The 19818-nt window shown below is 59.0% G+C and carries 24 protein-coding genes; 11 read left to right on the forward strand and 13 right to left on the reverse strand.

Annotated elements, in window-relative coordinates; translation table 11 throughout:
- The first annotated feature begins 114 nt into the window (after positions 1–114).
- Positions 115–354 (forward strand): hypothetical protein, encoded by a 240-nt coding sequence (locus FHS83_RS10005; protein WP_167082822.1) that lies wholly within the window; start codon positions 115–117, stop codon positions 352–354.
- A 2-nt stretch (positions 355–356) separates the two neighbouring features.
- Here FHS83_RS10005 and FHS83_RS10010 read toward each other — a convergent pair whose 3' ends face one another.
- The 5 genes from FHS83_RS10010 to dapF form a co-directional block, all read right to left on the reverse strand.
- The gene (locus FHS83_RS10010; protein ID WP_167082823.1) at positions 357–869 is read right to left on the reverse strand and encodes a MarR family winged helix-turn-helix transcriptional regulator; all 513 of its coding nucleotides are present in this window, start codon (positions 867–869) and stop codon (positions 357–359) included.
- Positions 870–1078: 209 nt separating this feature from the next.
- Positions 1079–1630: a septation protein A gene (locus tag FHS83_RS10015; protein WP_167082824.1), complete on the reverse strand. Its 552-nt coding sequence runs from the start codon at positions 1628–1630 to the stop codon at positions 1079–1081.
- The gene (ftsY, locus tag FHS83_RS10020; protein WP_167082825.1) at positions 1627–2565 is read right to left on the reverse strand and encodes a signal recognition particle-docking protein FtsY; all 939 of its coding nucleotides are present in this window, start codon (positions 2563–2565) and stop codon (positions 1627–1629) included. Before ftsY ends, FHS83_RS10015 begins: the two co-directional genes overlap by 4 nt.
- Positions 2562–3839, reverse strand: coding sequence for a tRNA (N(6)-L-threonylcarbamoyladenosine(37)-C(2))-methylthiotransferase MtaB (mtaB, locus tag FHS83_RS10025; protein ID WP_167082826.1), 1278 nt, complete (start codon positions 3837–3839; stop codon positions 2562–2564). The genes ftsY and mtaB overlap by 4 nt, the downstream gene beginning before the upstream one ends.
- A complete protein-coding gene (gene dapF / locus FHS83_RS10030) occupies positions 3836–4654 on the reverse strand; it encodes a diaminopimelate epimerase (RefSeq protein ID WP_167082827.1) in 819 nt (272 codons plus the stop codon). The genes mtaB and dapF overlap by 4 nt, the downstream gene beginning before the upstream one ends.
- A gap of 103 nt (positions 4655–4757) precedes the next feature.
- Here dapF and FHS83_RS10035 point away from each other — a divergent pair, with 103 nt between their 5' ends.
- Positions 4758–6866 carry a prolyl oligopeptidase family serine peptidase gene (locus FHS83_RS10035; RefSeq protein ID WP_167082828.1) on the forward strand — a complete coding sequence of 703 codons (2109 nt, stop codon included), beginning with the start codon at positions 4758–4760 and terminating at the stop codon, positions 6864–6866.
- Between the two features lie 76 nt (positions 6867–6942).
- On the opposite strand, the gene FHS83_RS10040 is transcribed toward FHS83_RS10035, so the two are convergent.
- The 6 genes from FHS83_RS10040 to FHS83_RS19900 form a co-directional block, all read right to left on the reverse strand.
- Positions 6943–7152, reverse strand: coding sequence for a hypothetical protein (locus FHS83_RS10040; RefSeq protein WP_167082829.1), 210 nt, complete (start codon positions 7150–7152; stop codon positions 6943–6945).
- A gap of 18 nt (positions 7153–7170) precedes the next feature.
- Positions 7171–7392, reverse strand: coding sequence for a hypothetical protein (locus FHS83_RS10045; protein ID WP_167082830.1), 222 nt, complete (start codon positions 7390–7392; stop codon positions 7171–7173).
- Positions 7393–7532: 140 nt separating this feature from the next.
- A complete protein-coding gene (locus FHS83_RS10050) occupies positions 7533–7790 on the reverse strand; it encodes a hypothetical protein (protein WP_208414433.1) in 258 nt (85 codons plus the stop codon).
- A gap of 102 nt (positions 7791–7892) precedes the next feature.
- Complete coding sequence (locus FHS83_RS19645) at positions 7893–8024, reverse strand: hypothetical protein (RefSeq protein WP_279590097.1); 132 nt, start codon at positions 8022–8024, stop codon at positions 7893–7895.
- Between the two features lie 135 nt (positions 8025–8159).
- Positions 8160–8558, reverse strand: coding sequence for a HigA family addiction module antitoxin (locus tag FHS83_RS10055; protein ID WP_208414439.1), 399 nt, complete (start codon positions 8556–8558; stop codon positions 8160–8162).
- On the reverse strand, positions 8479–8757 hold the full coding sequence (locus tag FHS83_RS19900; protein WP_167082831.1) for a type II toxin-antitoxin system RelE/ParE family toxin: 279 nt from the start codon (positions 8755–8757) through the stop codon (positions 8479–8481). The genes FHS83_RS10055 and FHS83_RS19900 overlap by 80 nt, the downstream gene beginning before the upstream one ends.
- 309 nt (positions 8758–9066) lie before the next feature.
- On the opposite strand from FHS83_RS19900, the gene ffh reads away from it, so the two are divergent.
- The 5 genes from ffh to rplS all read left to right on the forward strand — a co-directional run bounded on the left by ffh (position 9067) and on the right by rplS (position 12550).
- Entirely contained in the window at positions 9067–10446 is a 1380-nt protein-coding gene (gene ffh, locus FHS83_RS10065; RefSeq protein ID WP_167082832.1) for a signal recognition particle protein, read from the forward strand.
- Between the two features lie 39 nt (positions 10447–10485).
- Complete coding sequence (rpsP, locus tag FHS83_RS19390; RefSeq protein WP_167082833.1) at positions 10486–10842, forward strand: 30S ribosomal protein S16; 357 nt, start codon at positions 10486–10488, stop codon at positions 10840–10842.
- An 8-nt stretch (positions 10843–10850) separates the two neighbouring features.
- Positions 10851–11375, forward strand: a complete 525-nt coding sequence (rimM, locus tag FHS83_RS10075; RefSeq protein WP_167082834.1) for a ribosome maturation factor RimM — start codon at positions 10851–10853, stop codon at positions 11373–11375.
- A gap of 2 nt (positions 11376–11377) precedes the next feature.
- Positions 11378–12073, forward strand: coding sequence for a tRNA (guanosine(37)-N1)-methyltransferase TrmD (gene trmD, locus FHS83_RS10080; protein ID WP_167082835.1), 696 nt, complete (start codon positions 11378–11380; stop codon positions 12071–12073).
- A gap of 72 nt (positions 12074–12145) precedes the next feature.
- Entirely contained in the window at positions 12146–12550 is a 405-nt protein-coding gene (rplS, locus tag FHS83_RS10085; RefSeq protein WP_167082836.1) for a 50S ribosomal protein L19, read from the forward strand.
- A 231-nt stretch (positions 12551–12781) separates the two neighbouring features.
- Here the strand turns inward: rplS and FHS83_RS10090 are convergent, their stop codons facing one another.
- Together FHS83_RS10090 and FHS83_RS10095 are read right to left on the reverse strand one after the other, a co-directional pair.
- Positions 12782–13063 carry a hypothetical protein gene (locus FHS83_RS10090; RefSeq protein WP_167082837.1) on the reverse strand — a complete coding sequence of 94 codons (282 nt, stop codon included), beginning with the start codon at positions 13061–13063 and terminating at the stop codon, positions 12782–12784.
- A 334-nt stretch (positions 13064–13397) separates the two neighbouring features.
- Positions 13398–14558, reverse strand: coding sequence for an AAA family ATPase (locus tag FHS83_RS10095; RefSeq protein ID WP_167082838.1), 1161 nt, complete (start codon positions 14556–14558; stop codon positions 13398–13400).
- Positions 14559–14803: 245 nt separating this feature from the next.
- On the opposite strand from FHS83_RS10095, the gene FHS83_RS10100 reads away from it, so the two are divergent.
- The 4 genes from FHS83_RS10100 (at position 14804) to FHS83_RS10115 (ending at position 19741) form a co-directional block, all read left to right on the forward strand.
- Positions 14804–15118, forward strand: a complete 315-nt coding sequence (locus FHS83_RS10100) for an HU family DNA-binding protein (RefSeq protein WP_167082839.1) — start codon at positions 14804–14806, stop codon at positions 15116–15118.
- A 141-nt stretch (positions 15119–15259) separates the two neighbouring features.
- A complete protein-coding gene (locus FHS83_RS10105; RefSeq protein WP_167082840.1) occupies positions 15260–18205 on the forward strand; it encodes a hypothetical protein in 2946 nt (981 codons plus the stop codon).
- A gap of 134 nt (positions 18206–18339) precedes the next feature.
- Positions 18340–19302 carry a malate dehydrogenase gene (gene mdh, locus FHS83_RS10110; protein WP_167082841.1) on the forward strand — a complete coding sequence of 321 codons (963 nt, stop codon included), beginning with the start codon at positions 18340–18342 and terminating at the stop codon, positions 19300–19302.
- Positions 19303–19327: 25 nt separating this feature from the next.
- Positions 19328–19741 (forward strand): DUF2141 domain-containing protein, encoded by a 414-nt coding sequence (locus FHS83_RS10115; RefSeq protein WP_167082842.1) that lies wholly within the window; start codon positions 19328–19330, stop codon positions 19739–19741.
- Positions 19742–19818 lie beyond the last annotated feature (77 nt).

Here is a 19818-nt window from a genome sequence, read left to right on the forward strand (position 1 = left end):
ATTTTCGCGGGAGAGGGGGCGGCAAGAGGGGAATCATCCGTATACGGCCCCGCCCGGCAGAATTTTCCTGGGGCGGAAAGCATTCAGAAACCAATCGGGGTCATTTTGAGGTGTATGCAGATCAATGCCGCGACCATGATTGCCACCCAGACCACGACCCCGACCCCGCGTAGCGCCGAACCGGCAGCGGAATTCGCCCCGCTCCAGTTCAAGAAGACGGCTGTCCCGCCTGAGGTGAAGGCGCCGCCCGCACCGGTGCGTCCGGCGACGCTGGAGGCCGGGTCTTTCCCGATACAGCAGAGCCCGGGAAACGGTTATGTCCGCCCGGGCTCTAATATCGATATCAAAGTCTAAGCTTAGCCGCGGCGCTTGCGCGTCGCCTTGGCGCGGGGTTTGACCGGTCCGCCATTGGCGGCGAATTCCTCGCCTGCCGAGGCGATGGCCGACAGCGCCTTGATAAACTTTGCACGCTCGCTCGGCGGCAGGGGTTCAAGCAAGGCTTTCTCCGCGCGATCGGCAGCAGAGCGCGCCACCCGCAAGGCCTTGCGGCCGTTGGTGGTGATCGCCACCGCATTGGCGCGGGCATCTTTCTCGGTACGCTCGCGAGACACGAGGCCCCGCTCCAGCATGCGCCGGACCATTTCGGCCAGCGTCGAGCGGTCAATGCCGGTCATTTCCACGAGCGCGGTTTGGCTCACGCCTTCGTTATTTTCCAGTGCAGCCAGCACCGTGAATTGCTGCTTGGTCAGTTCGCACGATCCGGCTTCACGCGCATAGAGATCGCCGAAATACTGCTGACACCGTTTGATCAAATGAGAGGGTGCTTCCGCAAGTTCAAAGCCCCCATTGCCTTTGCGCTGGCCCTTCATCCGCCAATCCCCTCATCAATATGCTGCCGGCATACAATAAGCGTGTGCACGACCGAATGAATACGGTACTCGCCGGACAACTTCGTCGGCGCCAATCGCGTGTATACCCGACAATAACCAAGCCCCGCGTCTCGGACAATCTCTATAACGAGAGTGCCGATGTGGCAATGCGAAACCGCGTATCTTGTACGCTGTAAATTGGGGTGGTCCTATTCGGCGGGCGTATCCATCTGATGGCGGAGCAAAAATGGTGCTTGGCTGAAACAGAATAAGATAGTCAGCGCGATGGCACCGAAAGTATGAAAATTCACCCAGAAGCTTTCGGAAAAATTGCGCCATATCAATTCGTTGAGAACGGCCATGGCGAGAAAAAAGCCGCCGAATCTCAGGCTTAAAACCGCCCAGGCCTTATCGGCCATCGCAAAAGCCGTTCCGAGAATAGTTTTAACGAACGGGCGTTTGAACCAAACGCCGCCGATCAAAATGGCGCCGAAAAGCGCATAAATCATAGTCGGCTTCATCTTGATGAAGGTCTTGTCGTTCAGATAGAGCGTCAGCCCCCCGAAAATAACGACAACCACCGCGGTGAATATCGGCATCGGGTTGAGCTTGCGGTCGATCACAAAGCCTAGAATTGCAGCAGTCACCGCTGCCGCCATAATGACCGCTGTGGCTACATAAAGATCGAATAATCTGTATGCGATGAAAAACAGCAGCAATGGCCCAAAATCGGTCAGGCTGCGCCTCAATTGCGGGTTCATGCCGCCCCCGTCAATGCCTTGGCAAAACTCATCGCATCGAAGGGTTGCAAATCCTCCTCGCGTTCGCCTACGCCGATGAAATGCACGGAAAGGCCGAATCTCGCGGCGAGTGCAACGAGGATGCCGCCTTTCGCAGTTCCATCCAGCTTGGTCATCACAAGGCCAGTCAAGGGAACCGCTGCGGAAAAAGCCTCAACCTGCGAAAGGGCATTTTGACCGGTGGTGGCATCCAGCACCAGTAGGCTCGCATGCGGCGCGGAGGCATCCTGCTTTTTCAAGACACGTGCGATTTTTTCGAGCTCCGCCATCAGCCCGGCCTTGTTTTGCAGCCGTCCGGCAGTGTCGATCAACAGCACATCAGCGCCCACGTCGCGTGCCCGCGTATAGGCGTCAAAACAAAGTCCCGCGGCATCGCTGCCCGGGGCGCGCGCCACCACTTCGGCGCCTGCGCGCGTGCCCCAGACTTGGAGCTGCTCGATGGCGGCGGCGCGAAATGTGTCACCTGCCGCCAGCACCACCTTGTGACCTTCTCGTGTCAGCTTCGCTGCGATCTTACCGATGGTGGTGGTTTTGCCCGTGCCATTCACGCCCGCCACCAGAATGACAAATGGTTTGTGGGACGCATCAATATGCAGTGGTTGAGCTACCGGTGTCAGGATGGAGGCGATTTCCGTCGCCAAAACCTGGCGCAAATCATAGGTCGAGACGTCTTGGTCATAGCGGCCAGCGCCCACCGCTTTGGTGATCGCCTTGGCCTGGGCGGCGCCAAGATCGGCCCGGATAAGGGCTTCTTCCAGCTCGCCCAGCGAAACCGCGTCCAGCTTTTTCTTGACCAGCGCATCAAGGCCAAGGGCGGAGGCGCTTTTGGAAAGGCCGGATTTCAGCTTTTCGAAAAAGGTCGGGGGCGGAGGGGCTTCGCCGAATTGCCGTATCACAGCCTGTCTCCCAACAAATGCGCGCCGGTTAAATGTTCCGGGGTGAACCCCGTAATGCGTAGGCGGACGAAATTACCCTCTGTGCCTAGACTGTCTTCGGCCGCAAATGCAACCGGCACAAAGGACGGTGTGCGCCCAAGTCCCGGCTTGCCCGCTTCGGGATGCTTTTCCACCAGGATATCCACCTCGCGTCCCACCATGCCGGAATAAAGTTGCGACAGTTTCTCGGCGCCCTTGGCCCGAAGGCGCGCGGCGCGTTCCTTGGCAACCTCGCGGCCGAGCTGGGGCATACGCGCGGCAGGCGTGCCTTTACGGGCAGAGAAGGGGAAAACATGCAGCAGCGACAAGCCTGCCTCGTCCACCAGGCGCAGCGTGTTGTCGAACATTTGCTCGGTTTCGGTGGGAAAACCTGCGATCAGATCGGCGCCGAACACCGCGTCTGGGCGCAATTTGCGTACGCTCTCACAGAAGCGGATGGTGTCCTCGCGGCTGTGACGGCGCTTCATCCGCTTCAGGATCATGTCGTCGCCCGATTGCGCGGAGAGGTGAAAATGCGGCATCAGCCGCTCTTCCCCAGCGATGGCCAACATCAACTCGTCATCGGCTTCGATGGAGTCGATCGAGCTGAGGCGCAGGCGTTTTACCTCCGGCACCAGTTTGAGAATTTTCTTCACCAGCGCGCCAAGACTTGGCTTGCCCGGCAGATCGCCGCCATAGCTCGTCAGGTCGACGCCGGTCAGCACGATCTCGCTATAGCCATTGGTGGCAAGTTTTCTGGCTTCCTCGACGACCGCGCCCATGCCGACGCTGCGTGAATTTCCTCTGCCGTAAGGGATGATGCAGAAGGTGCAGCGGTGATCACAGCCGTTTTGCACTTGCAGGAAGGCGCGGGTGCGCCCCTCGAAGCACTCCACGAACTGAGCCGCGGTTTCCTTCAGCTCCATGATGTCGTTGACGCGCACGCGCTCATTGATGCCGAAGGCGTAGTTCTTGGCATCGAGCTTTTCGCCATTGCCCAGCACCATGTCGACTTCGGGCATCTTGGCGTAGGTGTCCGGCTCGGTCTGTGCGGCACAGCCGGTGACGATGATGCGCGCATCAGGGCGTTCGCGGCGCAGCTTGCGGATCTGCTGGCGGGATTGGCGTACGGCTTCTGCCGTCACCGCGCAGGTGTTGACCACGACAGTGTTTGTGAGGCCTTCCGTGCGGGCCTTGATCGCTTCCGACTCATAGGCGTTGAGGCGGCAGCCGAAGGTGACGATATCGATGCTCATTTGGTGTCGAACGCGAAAGTGCCGGAATAGGCAAGCGCCGTTGCCCCGGTCATGAAGACATGGCCGTCTTTCAAAGTGATCGAGAGCACGCCGCCATCGAGTTCGATCTCGACATGATCGCGTGTGAGCCCGCGGCGGAACGCTGCCACCGCAGTCGCGCAAGCGCCCGAGCCGCAAGCTTGTGTGATCCCCGCGCCGCGTTCCCACACCCGCATCCTGAGATAGCCTTTGTCGCGCACCGAGACGAACTCCACATTCGTCCGCCTAGGGAATAAGGGGTGGTTTTCGATTTTGGGGCCCAGCGTTGCAACGGGCGCCGCATCAGCGTCGTCCACGAAAAGCACGCAATGGGGGTTGCCCATCGAAACGGCAGAGGCGGTAAGGCTCTCGCCCTCGACGGTGAGGGTGAAGCGATTGGTATCTACCGCTTCCGCCATGGGAATGCGCTCCCAGGAAAGTTCGGGCGCGCCCATATCCACGGTGACCGCGCCGCCGCCCGCATCCTCGCAAACAAGAATGCCCGCGACGGTCTGCAAGGTGACCTTTTGCTTGCGCGTCTCATCGAGCAGCAGGCGCGCCACGCAACGTGTAGCGTTGCCACAGGCTTCCACTTCGCTGCCGTCGGGATTGCGAATGCGCATGAAGGCGTCGGCGTCAGACGAAGGCTCGATCACAATCAACTGATCGCAGCCGATACCGCGGCGGCGGTCGGCAATCTGGCGGGCCTGCGTCGCGTCAAAGGCAAGCCGTTGTTTTCGCGCGTCGAACACAGCGAAATCGTTACCCAGGCCATGCATTTTCAAAAACGGGATCATGGGCCGGTATATAGGCGTTCGGACGGCGCATCACCAGTACCGGCTTGACCTTATGGAACAGTCCTGGCCAACCTCTCCCAGCTGCTTTTAGGGGTGTTGGGCGATGCGCCGTGCCGTTTTGGCCATGTTTGGACTTTTTGCCGCCGCTTTTGCGGGGGCGCTGGCGGAGAATAGCCCTATGGACGACCCGTATATTTGGCTGGAAGACACGCATGGCGCAAAGCCGCTTGCCTGGGTCAAGGACCAGAATGCCAAATCCCTGCCGGGCCTGAAATCCGATGCCCGTTATCAGCCGCACTACGATTTCGTGCTCGCCGCCCTCGATGCCAAAGACCGCATCCCGTATGGCGGGTTGGACCACAACCATGTCTATAATTACTGGCAGGATGCGAGCCATCCCAAGGGTGTCTGGCGGCGCACGACCATCGCCGAGTATCAGAAGGCTGATCCAGCCTGGGAAACCCTGATTGATCTAGACAAGCTCGCTGCCGACGAGAAAGAAAATTGGGTCTGGAAGGGTACCTCCTGCGCGCCGAGCATGGCGCGTTGCTTGGTGCATCTGTCGCGCGGCGGTGGTGATGCCGTGGTGGTGCGCGAATTCGATGTCGCCAGCAAAAATTTCCTCAAAGACGGCTTCTTCTTGAAAGAGGCCAAGTCCGATGTCGTGATGGCGGATGACAACACCGTCCTGTTCGGTACCGATTTCGGCGCCGGTTCGATGACCTCTTCGGGCTATCCGCGTCTGGTCAAGGAATGGCATCGCGGCCAAAAGCTGGAAGACGCCAAGCTCCTGAAGGAAGGCGTCGACAGCGACGTTTCGGTCTCCGCGTTCACGCTCCACGCCGGCAGTTATGCGCTAAAGGGCATTCAGCGCAGTGTCAGCTTCTTCGAGGCCGAGTATTTCTTCCCCGGGCAGAAGGGGGATTGGTGGCAGGTGCCGCTGCCGCGCACGGCGATCATCCAAGGCCTGCACCAGCAGCAGCTTCTCTTCACTTTGCGCGCCGATTGGACGAGCCCCTCGGGCCAGAAGATCGGCAAGGGCATCTTGTTCGCCTTGCCGTATCAGGACCTCGCCAAATTCATGATCGAGGGCAAGGGCGCCTTCCCGCAAGCGGCCATTCTTTACGCGCCGGGGCCGCGCGCTTCGATCGAAAATGTCTCGACCGGGCGTGACGCCGTCTATGTCTCCGTCCTCAACAACGTGATCGGCGAAGTGCATGCGTTGCGCTTGTCGGGTGGAAAGTGGAGCGACAGGAAACTGCCTCTGCCCCCGGGCGGCACGGTCAGCATCGCCTCCACCAATGATTATGGCTCCGAGGTTCTCTTCGGCTTTGAAAGCTTCCTCGAGCCCTCCTCGCTCTATCTCGATCAGGGCAAGGACAGCCCCGCGCTGATCAAATCCCTGCCGGCGCGCTTTGATGCTTCCGGCATGGAAACGGTGCAGTACGAAGCGACCTCCAGCGATGGCGAGAAGATTCCGTATTTCGTGGTGCGCCCGAAGACCCTGAAAGGCCCGGCGCCGACCATCCTGAACGGCTATGGCGGGTTTGAAGTCTCCCGCACGCCCTTCTACTCGGCGGCTTATGGCAAGCTCTGGGTGGCGCGCGGCGGTGTCTATGTTCTCGCTAATATCCGCGGCGGTGGCGAATTCGGCCCGGCGTGGCATACGGCGGCGCTGAAAACCAATCGCCAAAAGGCGTTCGATGACTTTGCCGCCGTCGGCGCTGATCTCATCAAGCGCGGCATTACCACGCCCAAACAGCTTGGTATCGTCGGTGGCTCCAATGGCGGCCTCTTGGTCTCCACGGTGATGACCCAGCATCCTGAAATTCTCGGCGCCGTTGTTTGCCAAGTGCCGCTGATCGATATGATCCGCTACACCCAGATTGGCGCGGGCGCGTCTTGGATTGCCGAATATGGCGATCCGGCCGATCCCAAGATGGCGGACTACATCCGCACCTATAGCCCCTATCAGAATGTGAAGAAGGACAAGAAATATCCGCCTGTCTTCTTCGTTACTGCCACATCGGACGATCGAGTGACGCCCGTGCATGCCCGCAAGATGGCGGCGCGGATGGAAGAGCAGGGCCATGATGTCATCTTCTACGAAAACACCGATGGCGGGCATGCCGCGGCGGCCAATCACAAACAGGCCGCGGAGATGAGCGCGCTCACCTTCGTCTATTTCGCCCAGAAGCTTGGGCTGCCGTAAACGTCTTGGCCTCCGCGCATAAAAGAACGGCCGTCCGAAAGGGCGGCCGTTTCGTTTGCAGGGTTTGCTAAAAGCCTTAGACCTTGAAATCCACTTTCTGGCCAATTGCGCTGTCGTTCATTTTCAGAACCGTCACATCGCCTTTCTTGGCCTGCATATTGGTGGTCTCGATGGGGGCCACCACATCGTCACGGGCTTCCGGCGGGGCTTTATCCGCCGCGTTAAAGTGATAAATCGCGGCGCTGGCCTGGGTGCTGGCGGGGCTGAACCCCGATACGCTGCTCATGACGCAATACCTCTTTCTTCACACGATCACATTGAAGATGCCGCCACCCATATCCGTCACGTCGGGCGGTACTTCGCAATGGGCGCGCATGTAGAGTTCGGTCGCGACGCGCTGTATCGCCGCTTCGAGGTTCGGGTCGGTTATTTGCAGTTGGTTCGGGTTCGGGACCGCGATTTGAACGCTGGTCCGGAGGGCTCCGACCGATGCAATCACCGATGTTGCGCTTCCAACCGTACTCATGCGGAGGATTTTGCCTAGTGCGGCATTGCGATCTTGTGAAAGTCGCGCAGGCAAATTTAGTAGAATTCAAAACAAATGCGGCTGAGCCAGCGTTTCCGCGGCTTTTCTCGCGATTTCAGCTCGGAAAATTTTTCCGCTGATCAGATGAAGGTGTCGAGCAAAGAGCCCAGCATCTTATCCGCCGTCTTGAAAACGGCGGCGTTGGCCTTAAAGGACAGCGCACTCTGGTTGCTGTCTACGATGGCCGTCGCCAAATCCCCCGTGTTTTGATCCGCTGCGTTAGACGTATCTGTAGTCCCCGGTGATGCCGCCTTCACCACGTTTCCCGCCGCATTTTCAAAGCGTTGGGATGCGGAGCGCAATCCGCTTACTGCCGTATTGAGGGCGCCGATCATCATGGCCGATTCTTAGCACCCCGATTGCTGCGACCTTCTGAAATTTTTTTGGGGTAGTTGAGTAAAATTTGAATTTGTTTCGGGTTAGCCGCTTTTTTACGGGGATCAGAAAGCCGCCAAACCAAGCATCTGCATGAGCATGATGGCGGAGACGAGCATCACCGGTGAGAGGCCCAAAAGGGTCATCACGGCGACGTGGACGTTTTCATGGGCTTTGGTGGTGCGGGCGTTGGTCATGGTCGTTACTTCAGTCTTCCAGGCTCGCCCGATTGCGTGCCCGGTGAGACAGGTTCTACGCCTCTCGCATTGTGTAGAGAATTTCGAAGTTTTGCAGAGACTGTTGAGAAATACTCATCAATTCAGTAGCCGCGATCATTCAGCCGCGACTTTATGGGTTGGTATCTTGTCGATCTCACCTTCCAAAGCTTTCTCCGCCTGCCACAGGTCGAAAGCTTGCTGCATGCGCAGCCAAAGCCCTGGGCCATTGCCGCAGAAGCGTCCGAAGCGCAGTGCCATTTCCGCGGTGACCGCAGAGCGCCCGGAAATGATGGAATGCAGCGTTTGGCGAGAAACGCCCAACTGTCGCGCCGCTTCGCTGACCGAAAGATTCAGTTCCAGCATGACAATGTCGCGGAACAACTCGCCTGGATGCGTGGGCGCACGGTTGATCTTGATCTCAGGGGGCTTGTCCTCAGTGGTCTTGGACGAGGTCGACTTTGCGCGCCTCGCCGTCTTGCCACTCGAAGGTAATTCGCCATGGTCCATTGACATCTACTCGCCATCTTACCGGTTTGAAGCGGCTATCGGGATGAAGCCGCAGGCCCGGCAGTTTCAGGTCATCCAGGGTTTCTGCGTGGTGAAGGGCATCCAAAATCTGCAAACACCGCTTCTGCAAATCCTGACGAACTTTTGAACTCTGGCCGGTCTGAAAGAGCTCGCGAAGGCCCTTGTGTGCGAAAGAAGTGATCATTCACAATCCCCATCGGCCCACTAACGAAGTTCGTTAGTAGGTTCTCAGCGTGCACCCGATGCGAACGTGTGGGTATCTTTTCCGGCTCGGGTTTGGCTTGTGCACGTAACGCCAAACGCGTCCTGAACCTGCCTTATTGGGCTGGCTGTGTCAAGCATCGCTTTACAGTTTGACTCCTTTCCTTCTCCCTCGTAAAAGGCCCGTCTCCCGGAAAGCTTTGTCTTTCCGGTCCCAGGCCCGGCTTGGGATCGCCCTCAGGCAGCGCGTGGCGCCCCCTGGGGCGGTAGTGCTTTGGATAAAAGGTTGGCGATGTTCGACTCTTTGCAATCCCGCCTCGGCGGTGTCTTCGACAGGTTGCGCGGCCGTGGGGCTCTCACGGAAGCCGATGTCGATGAGGCGCTGAAGGAAGTTCGTACCGCTCTTATTGAAGCGGACGTCGAACTTGGCGTGGTGGAAGATTTCGTCAAGCGCGTGAAGCCCAAGGCGGAAGGCGAGGCGGTGATCCGCTCCGTCTCCCCCTCCCAGCAGGTCGTGAAGATCGTTCACGACAGCCTGATCGAGATGTTGGGCACGGAAAGCACCGGCCTGAACCTCGGCTCGCCGCCCGCCCCGATCCTGATGGTCGGTCTGCAGGGTTCGGGTAAGACCACCTCCACCGCCAAGCTTGGCCTGCTTCTGCAGACCAAAGAGAAGAAGCGCGTGCTGATGGCCTCGCTGGACGTGAACCGTCCCGCCGCCATGGAACAGCTCAAAGTCCTGGGCGAGCAGGCTGGCGTCGCCACCCTGCCGATCATCCCCGGCCAGACCCCGGTCACCATTGCCAAGCGCGCGCTCGCCTCCGCCAAGGTCGGTGGCTATGACGTGCTGCTCCTCGATACCGCGGGCCGCCAGCATATCGATGAAGAGTTGATGGCCGAAGCCGCCGCCGTGCGCGAAGCCACCAACCCGCATGAAACCATTCTCGTCGCCGACAGCCTGACCGGTCAGGACGCGGTGAACATCGCCAAGTCGTTCCACGCGCGCATGCCGCTGACTGGCATTATCCTGACGCGTGCCGACGGTGATGCGCGTGGCGGTGCGGCGCTTTCCATGCGCGCGGTCACCGGCGCCCCGATCAAATTCCTCGGCATGGGTGAAAAGCTCGAAGCGCTCGAGCCCTTCCATCCCGAACGCGTTGCCAGCCGCATTCTCGACATGGGCGACGTGGTTTCGCTCGTGGAAAAAGCCACCGAGACCCTCGACAAGGAAAAAGCCGAGGCGATGGCGAAAAAGCTGAAGAAGGGGGCGTTCGACATGAACGACCTTTTCGATCAGCTCAACCAGATGAAAAAGATGGGCGGTATGCAGGGCCTTCTCGGCATGCTCCCCGGCGTCGGCAAGATCAAAGACAAGCTCGACGAGGCCGGCCTCGACGACAAGGTGATTACCCGCCAGCAAGCCATCATCCAGTCGATGACCAAGAAAGAGCGGGCCGATCCCGATCTCATCGACGGCAAGCGCAGAAAGCGCATCGCCAAAGGCTGCGGGATGGAAGTCTCCGACGTGAATAAGCTGCTCAAGATGCATCGCACCATGGCGGACGCCATCAAGGCGATGAAGAAGGGCGGCCGTGCCAATCCTTTTGCCGCGCTCATGGGTATGGGGCGCGGCGGTCCGCCTCCCGGCATGTTCGGCGGCGGACGCCACTAATTCTCCGGTTTCAGTTTCTAAAGACGAAGGAAGTAAGAAATGTCTCTCAAGATTCGCCTTGCCCGCGGCGGCACCAAGAAGCGCCCGCACTATGCCATCGTGATCGCCGACTCGCGCAACCCGCGCGATGGCCGCTTCATCGAGAAGATCGGCTACTACAACCCGCTCCAGCCCAAGGACAGCCCGGAACGCGTGAAGCTGGAAGTCGAGAAGGCCGCTGAATGGCTGAAGAAGGGCGCCACCGCCACCGATCGCGTGCATCGCTTCCTGGCCAATGCCGGCCTGGTGAAGCCGCTGAAGAAGAACAACCCCGAGAAGGCGAAGCCGAAGAAGAAGGCGCAGGAACGCGCTGCCGCTGCTAAGGCTGCCGCTGAAGCCGCTTCCGCGGAAGGCTAAGGTACTTGATGCAGCGGAACATCCTCATGGCCGCCATCCTTGGCGCGCATGGGCTGAAAGGCGAGGTGAAGGTGAAAACCTTCACCGCCGAACCGCAAAAGCTCGGCGCTTATGGGCCGCTGCATGACAAGTCCGGGCGCCCCTTCACCGTGAAGGGGCTGAAGCCCGGCAAAGGCGATGAGGCCGTGGTGACGTTTGCCGAGATCGGCGACCGTGACGCGGCCGAAGCCGCCAAAGGCATAGAGTTGTTCGTGACGCGTGCCGCCCTGCCGGAAACGGCGGAAGAAGAATTCTATCACGCCGATCTTTTGGGCCTGGATGTCGATGACAATCAGGGCCGCCGCATCGGCAAGGTCCTTTCCATTCAGAATTACGGCGCAGGCGATCTGCTGGTCATAGCGGGCGATTCTGGCGACGAGATCTGGCTCGCCTTCACGCGCGAGAACGTGCCCGAGATCGACATCGCGAACCGGCGCATCATCGTGGCTGTTCCCGAAGAGGTCGAAGCGCGTCCCGCGCACGACATGGAATAGCCATGTCCTGGTCCGCCACCATTCTCACGCTTTTCCCGGCGATGTTTCCGGGGCCGCTCGGCCAATCCTTATGCGGCAAGGCGCTGGCAAACGGGCTGTGGTCGCTGGAAGTCAAAGACATCCGCGAGCACGGGCTCGGCAAGCATCGCACGGTGGACGATACGCCTTCGGGCGGCGGGCCTGGCATGGTGATGCGCCCAGACGTGGCCGCGGCTGCCATCGACGCGGTGGAGCGCCAGGAGCGCCCGCTCATTTATCTCTCGCCGCGCGGCAAGCCGCTCACCCAATCCCGCGTCAAAGCCTTGGCCGATGGCCCTGGCGTGATCCTCTTCTGTGGCCGCTTCGAAGGGCTTGATGAACGGGTGATCGAGGCGCGTCAGATGGAAGAAATCTCGCTCGGAGATTTCGTGCTGGCGGGTGGTGAGATCGCGGCACAGGCGCTGCTCGAAGCCTCCGTGCGGCTGATCCCAGGCGTGCTGGGGGCGCAGGATTCACCTTCGGAAGAGAGTTTCTCGGCGGGATTGCTGGAATATCCGCAATATACAAGGCCGCAGGAATTCGAGGGCCGCACCATTCCCGAAGTCCTAAATAACGGGAATCACAAGGAAATCGCCAAGTGGCGGCAGGCCCAATCGGAAAGCTTAACAAGAGCGCGGCGTCCCGACCTCTGGACCCTCTATGAAAAAGATAAGTCATAGGGTATAGGCGCGCCCTCAAACTGCGGCTAACGCCCGCCGCAGTCCCAAAAGAACAACTGTGCGGAGTTAAAAATGAACTTGTTGCAGACGCTCGAAGCCGAGCAGATGAAGGCGCTGCGCGCCACCCCCCTTCCCGATTTTCGCCCCGGCGACACGCTGAAGGTGTCCGTCAAGGTGGTCGACGTGACCTTTGACGAGAAGACCAAGCAGAACAAGACCCGCGAACGCCTGCAGAACTTCGAAGGCGTCTGCATCGCCCGTCAGGGTCAGGGCATCAACGAGGCCTTCACGGTCCGCAAGATTTCCTATGGCGAAGGCGTCGAGCGCGTTTTCCCGATCTATTCGCCGCTGGTCGACAGCGTGACGGTGGTCCGTAAGGGCCGCGTGCGCCGCGCGAAGCTGTATTACCTGCGTGGCCGTCGCGGTAAGTCCGCGCGTATTGCCGAGCGCCAGGACAACAGCCCGGTCGCCGAGTAATCGGTCTCGCATATCGCGACATGATCAAGGCGCCAGGGTTTTCCTGGCGCCTTTTTCTTTTGCCGAAAATGGAGGGGCCGCCTTCGGGGGGCGAGGCGGCCCCTTTTTACCGCGAGATGCCGGAGGGGTGGAAACCGGCCTCTCGCTGGTTTTGCCGTGGTCCGCTGTTTTTCTTCGGTACCGCAGCGTCTTCCCTACCTTCCCCAACCAAATCTTGTCTCATCATCAACCTTAACCGGCCATCGAATGAAGCCGCCGTTCCAAGCGCCAGACCGCGGCGACTACCGCTGCAGAGGCCCGTTCAAGCGGACTATCGGGTGCGAATTCGATCTCGAAATCGACTTCCTCGCCGGTGATTTTACGGTTGGCGATATCCATCAGCACGGCGTGATAGCTGTGATGGGCGGCTTTCAGGATGGCGACTTCCAGCCAGTCACGGTGACGGATTTCAAGCTCACGGATGAATTGGGTGATATCGCAATGTGGATGCGGCTTGAAATCGAAATAGCTCATGCAATGGACGGGCTGCCTTAGGCATTGCATTGCGAGAGCTTTACAGCTCGCATGTGCCCTCAGCGCGTCCGATGCATTCAACATGCTCATCTCCTGCGCAAAGACGATGCTTGTGTCTGCTGAATCTACAATTAACAGGTGTATAGGCTAGGTATTTGCACGCACACGAATTGTTCCGTGTCGGGACAAATTTACGGCTGGATGACCTCCATATAGGTAAAGCTCCGAGTGCCGCACAGCCCGTTCATCATGTGGGGACGCGCCTCGAAATGTGCGTGGCGAATGTCCAAAAAGCCGCCGGAACGATATTTTACGAGGCGATTGCCTTCTGGGGTTAGCGCTCTGGCCAGTTCCAGGCGGGCGGACGATGGTCGTGCAAATTCGTTTCGCCGAGTTCTTTATGAAGGCCAATGGTTTGGGTTTCGCACCACACTTCCGAAGCAATGGCGCCGACGAGCGCCGGCGCGTGGGAGACCACAATGATTTGGGTGCGTTCGGAAGCCTTGCCGATCAGCCGTGCCAGTGCGGGCAAGAGATCGGGATGAAGACTTGCTTCGGGCTCGTTCAATACCATCAATGCGGGCGGGCGCGGCGACAACAGCGCAGCGGCCAGTTGCAGGAATTGCAGCGTGCCGTCGGAGAGTTCTGCCGCCGAAAGGGGGCGAAGCAATCCGTGCTGGCGAAGCTGCACTTCGAAGTAGGCGCCACTGGTGGAGATTTCCAGCCGCGCTCCGGCGAAAGCATCCCCAATGGCTTCGTTGAGGCGCTCGGCCTCGCCGATTTCGAAAATGGTTTGAATCGCGGCGGCAAGATCGCTGCCGTCGCTGGCGAGGACCGGTGTAAAGGTACCCACCTGCGGGCGCCGCACGGGGGCCTCGCGATCTGTCCGCCATTGGTCGTAGAAACGCCAGTCACGCATTCTTTCGCGCAAATCTAAAAGCTCCGGCGCAGCTTCGGTATCGGCGCAATGGGTCATCATGCTGTCCCAGGGATCGAGATCGCGGGACATCTCTCGCCAGGCTCCGGTCTTATCGCGAATGCGCACCAGCGGGCCGCGGCGCTCGGCAAAAATGCTGGCGCGCGTGAGGACCGGCCCGGTCCAGAGTGCTTCTGATTTGATAGCGGGGTCATGCGCGAACAAGGACCGGCTCGGCTGGGGCAGGCCGAGATCTATCGCGTAGCCGTAATCATCGCCGCCAAAGCCGAGTTTCAGGCTTACGGGCTTTTTGCGCAGGGTGCCTTGCACCTCGTGTTCGCCGCTTTTCATGCTGCGCGAAAGGCTTTCGGGGCCTGCCCAAAGTGCAGATTGCAGCCCGCCATCTGCGGCCAAGGATTGCACGACGCGCCCCTGCGCCACTTGTGAAAGAAGGCCAAGGGCGCGGTACAGATTTGATTTTCCGCTGCCGTTCGGTCCGGTCACAATATTCAGCGGTGACAATTCAACTGCAAGATCGCGGAGCGATCTGTATCCGCTAATGGCCAAACGTCTCAGCATCGTTCTCTCCCGGAAATGCGAGTATGAATGATGGACGTCGGAATGCGAAGATGGCGGCATTTCTGTCCCATTGCTGGGCGTAAGAGGCGGTTGAAGGGTTGCTTGCCCGTGCGAAAACGCCTCAGACCCGGTCAGAAACGCCCCAAACGCCCCATTTTACGGGCTTTTCGGGCTGTACCCTCTCTTGTGTTTACAAAAAAAGCCGTAAAATAGGGCACGTTTTTGATTCGCAGAGGATAACACCCATGGCTAAAGCCGCCGCCACCGCCGCCAAGGCGAAGGTCGAAACGATCTCCACGCGTCAGCTCGCTGCTGCGCTCGCGCCCAAGCATGAACTGTCCAACAAGGCATCGCTGGCCTACATCGACGATGCCATTGCCACGATCACCAAGCACCTCAAGAAGGGCGCCCGCGTCCGCCTGAACGGCCTTGGCATTCTGCAGGTCCGTAAGCGCGCTGCCCGCATGGGCCGCAACCCGGCCACCGGCGAAGCCATCAAGATCAAGGCGTCGAAGAAGGTTGCCTTCCGCGCCGCGAAGGAGCTGAAGGAAGCCATCTAACGCTTCTTTTCATCTGTAATGGGAAGGCCGGCTGAGCGGACACGCTTGGTCGGCCTTTTCATATCTGGCACCAATTGCCACAGCGTGATTGGTTTTCTCTCGCGCACAAGGTAGCCTCTCCTAAAAGTTGTGGGGGTGGCTATGGGGGAACGGGCCTACTCTGCTCTTGCGCCGATAGAGCAGAGTCTTGTCGATGCGCTGACCGCGGGGGCGGTCTGGTCGCCGGAGTATTTTTCCTCTTGGTGTCAGGCCCACCAGGAAATTGTGTGCAATCCAAAGGTTGTCGACGGGCGCATCCAGCTGCCGGCGCGCTGCATACGCAAATTCATCAGCCAGGAAGATACACCTCTGCCGGGTGGCAATGTGGTCGTGGATGCCACCGGGGCTCGCTTTTGCGGCGTCAATGTTGAGGGAGACCTTAACCTCACAGCCCTCAAATTCCTCAAACCCATCCAATTCGATCAATGTGTATTTTCCGGTGAGGTACTACTGACTGATGCTAATCTCGGCCATGTCAGCTTCACCAACTGCAACCTGCAACGGCCCATCACCGCCGTCAGCGTCAAGATAAATAGCGAATTTGTCCTGACCAAATCCGTATGTCCTAGTCTTAGGTTTGAGTCAGCGAAGATTGCGGGCTCCGTGCAGCTCGATGGCAGCGTATTCGATGGCGCATTTAGCGGTGATGCCTGGCGCACGCTGGATTTTTCCGATGCTACCATCGGAAGCTACATTTCGCTCCGCAAGGTAGAGGTTACGGGCGAGGTACGAATAGTCGGCGCCAAGATTGAAGTCAGCATTTTTTGCCAAGGGGCGCGATTAAGGGCGCACCCATGCCATCACCGGCCAGGGAGAGCGCCAGAGGATGCCCGCGCCTTATACGGCGGCTTTGCCGCTATTGGCGGCGGGGTTTACCTGAGCCGCGGCTTTCATGCCGAAGGGCAGGTCAGCTTTGTTGGCGCCAAGATCGGCTCAGGCGTTCATGCCGAATATTCCTATTTCGAGGGCACGGTCAATTTCGCCGTCGCTTCCATCGGTGGCAGCCTGTTTTTTGAATGCGCGACGCTGAATGGCGTCCCGATGGTGGAAAGTCCGCAGGCCGGTCCCCGGGCGCTTTACTGCTGGAACACCACCGTAGGCGCCAATGTCTTCCTCGCTGGATTGAAGGTGACTGGGGAGGTGGATTTCAATCTTGCCAAAATCGGCGCCAGCTTTCGTGCCGAGCAATCGAGTTTTAGCAATGCCAAATACAAAGCTCTCAACTGCACGAATGTGACGGTGGGGGTAAGCGTTATCCTGGATCGCATCAATGCTATTGGGCCGGTGGATTTCTGTCTCGCGGAGATCGGCGGGCGATTTGTCGGCAGTGGCAGCCGGTTTGATCATGCAGGCTCGCAAGCTACCACACGCCGCCGCGCGCTCAATTGCGACAGCATCCGCGTTGGTGGCAGCGTCGTTCTGGACGGTGGGCCCCGATCAAAGGCCGTCGAGATGGCCGCCAAGAAACTCGAGAGCTGCCGGATCAGGGGTGATGAGTTGGGGGACGCAGTAGGAGTGCCTGCAGGCACTCCGATATTTGTTCAGGGGGTCGCCTATTTTTACGGTGCAACGATCGGAGGGGATTTTGATTGCCGCGGAGGGCGGTTCGTTAATCTCGATGGTGCGTCCTTAGTATGCAGTTCAGCGACAATCGGCGGCAATGTCTATCTGAGCCATGATTTTGTGGGCATCGGCGAAGTTTATCTACGCGGCGTTACCATCACAGGGAACCTGCACTGCCGTGGTGGCTCTTTTCATGATGGCATTACAAAGGAAGCCAGGAAACGTTCCGACAAGATTCGCGATGCCATTGATCTGGAAGGGGCGCGTATCGCCAAGGCGCTATATTTGACAGGCATTCACCGGTTCAGGGGAAGTCTCGATCTTCACGATGCTTATGCGGCGACTTATGCTGACGATAGTAGCGTCTGGAATGCCAATTGGCACGCAACCGCCGAAGCCGCAGAGAAAAAAGCCCGTGGCAAGGAGCGTCCGAACAGCGTTTCGCGCGCTGGGCACCGGCGGAGAGTTCCTCTCAGCAAGGCTGTGATACCTGACGACGATAGCTGGAAGCCGCTGGCGGAAGAACTCGAAATTGAGCTTTCCGTGTTGGAGCCGGATTATGAACGGCCCATAGCTCTGCCTAAGAACGGCAAGTTCAGCAACCGAAGAGGTTTTTCCTATATTCAGCTTGATCGATTCACCTATGGTGCCTTTGCCGATGATGATCGCTTTTCCGACCACGATGGCGAGCCGGAAGACGAGGAAGGCGCCAATACTGATTTGGATTTTGAAGCCCGCTATGCCCTGCTCCTGCGCCAAGAGAAAAAACAGCTAACTACCGATTTTCGTCCGCAGCCATTCACTCATTGCGCTAGGGTTCTAAGATCTATGGGGCGCGCAAGGGATGCGCGGAAGATTCTTAACCGGCGCGAACGGCACTGGCTTCAGCACAAAAGCATAAACTGGTTAGAATATTGGTTCCGACGTATCTTTTTCGGTTTCACCTGCGGTTATGGTTATAATAAGCGCCTCGCGCTGTGGTGGCTTGCCGGGATTTGGCTTTTCAGTTCTTGGCTCTACGCGATAGAGGGTGACATGGGGCTGATGCGCTCGTCATCAGATGTCATTCTGGTTAGCGACTATTACAATAAACACAACAATGTGCCTAACGGCGTGGAGCCCTATCAGCCAGCGATCTACGCGCTGGATGTGCTTTTGCCCATCATCGATCTTGGTCAGAAGCACGAATGGGTGCCAGCCGATGGTTACCGCGAAAGGGAGGCGGCAAAAGATAGTCCCCTCCCCAATACCAAGCAGACTGCGAGGCAAGGGGTATCCCCCACATCCCCGAAACTCCAGGGCGAGAACATTCCCGGCTTTGAACGGATACTCAATAGGATTGGGCCGCATCCGATAAGGCTAGATATCATCGTCTCCTGGTTTCCCAAGGCTTGGTATTGGACCGAAATGCTTCTAGGCTGGCTGTTCACCACCATCATCGTGGCGGGCCTTACTGGTTTGATCGGTCATCAGCGCCAGGAATAATCCAGGACTGCACCGACAGCGCTGTCCTTAAGGCGCGGGGTGTAAGCTCCGCTTGCCCTTCGGAAAGGCGCGCGTTAAGCCTTCGCCCAACTTTTGAGCCTCTCTAATGAGGCGCCCCCAGAAAGGACACTTCCATGGCACAACCGAAAATCGCGTTGATCGGCGGCGGACAGATCGGCGGCACACTGGCGCTTCTGGCCGGTCTGAAAGAGCTTGGCAATGTGGTGCTGTTCGACATCGTCGAAGGCCTGCCGCAGGGCAAGACGCTCGATCTCGCCCAGGGTGGCGCTGTGGAAGGCTATAACGCCCATCTTTCTGGTACGAATTCTTACGAAGGCATCGCCGGGGCCGATGTGGTGATCGTCACCGCGGGCGTGCCGCGCAAGCCCGGCATGAGCCGCGACGACCTTCTCTCCATCAATCTGAAGGTCATGGCAGCGGTGGGCGAGGGCATCAAGACCTATGCCCCGAACGCCTTCGTCATCTGCATTACTAACCCGCTCGACGCCATGGTCTGGGCGCTGCGCCAGTTCGCCAATCATCCGGCGGAAAAGATCGTCGGCATGGCCGGTGTGCTTGATAGCGCCCGCTTCCGCCACTTCCTCTCCGAAGAGTTCAAGGTCAGCAAGGAAGACGTCACCGCCTTCGTGCTGGGCGGCCATGGCGATACCATGGTGCCGATGCCGCGCTTCTCCACCGTCGCCGGCATTCCGCTGCCGGAACTCGTCAAGATGGGCTGGACCACCCAGGAAAAGCTCGACCAGATCATCCAGCGCACCCGTGACGGCGGCGCCGAGATCGTCGGTCTTTTGAAGACCGGCTCGGCGTTCTATGCCCCGGCCTCCTCGGCGATCCAGATGGCCGAATCCTATCTCAAGGATCAGAAGCGCGTTCTGCCGGTCGCCGCTTATGTTGATGGGCCTTACGGTATTAAGGATCTGTATGTTGGCGTCCCTGCCGTGATCGGCGAAAATGGCGTTGAACGCATCGTCGAATTGCAGCTCACCGCGGAAGAAAAAGCCGCGCTCGACAAATCGGCTGGTGCGGTGCAGGGCCTGATCGAGGCCTGCAAGAAGATGGATCCCCGGCTCGGCTAAGAGCTGGGATTTGGGAGACCTGCGTATGCGTGCGCTGGCAGCAGCTATGTTCTTCGCGATGCTGCCAGCCGCCATGGCGGCGACCATCACGGTGCATGTCGCCAATATCGATCCCAAGGGCGGCGAACTCCACGTCGCCCTTTATACCGAGCAGCAATGGCCCGATAACGACGCCAAGCCCTTGGTCGACAGCATCGTGCCGGCCGTGGCGCCGCAAACGACGGTGGTGATGAAGGATGTCCCGCCGGGCACTTACGGCATCAAGACCTTCCAAGACGTCAATAAGAACGGCGAATTCGACCAGAACGTGATCGGTCTGCCGCTTGAACGCTATGGTTTCTCCCGCGATGCCCGCCCCTTCCTCTCGGCGCCGGGCTTCAACAAAGCCAAGTTTTCCGTGCCGGATGGCCCGATCGAGCTGATCATCCACCTGCAATAAGCCGGGCTAAGCCGCTCACGAATAGCTGACACCCGCATTAGGGAATTGTCCGGCTACCCCCGACCGTCTATGACGGG

The organism is Rhizomicrobium palustre (genome assembly GCF_011761565.1).
In the GTDB taxonomy this organism is placed as follows: Bacteria; Pseudomonadota; Alphaproteobacteria; order Micropepsales; family Micropepsaceae; genus Rhizomicrobium; species Rhizomicrobium palustre.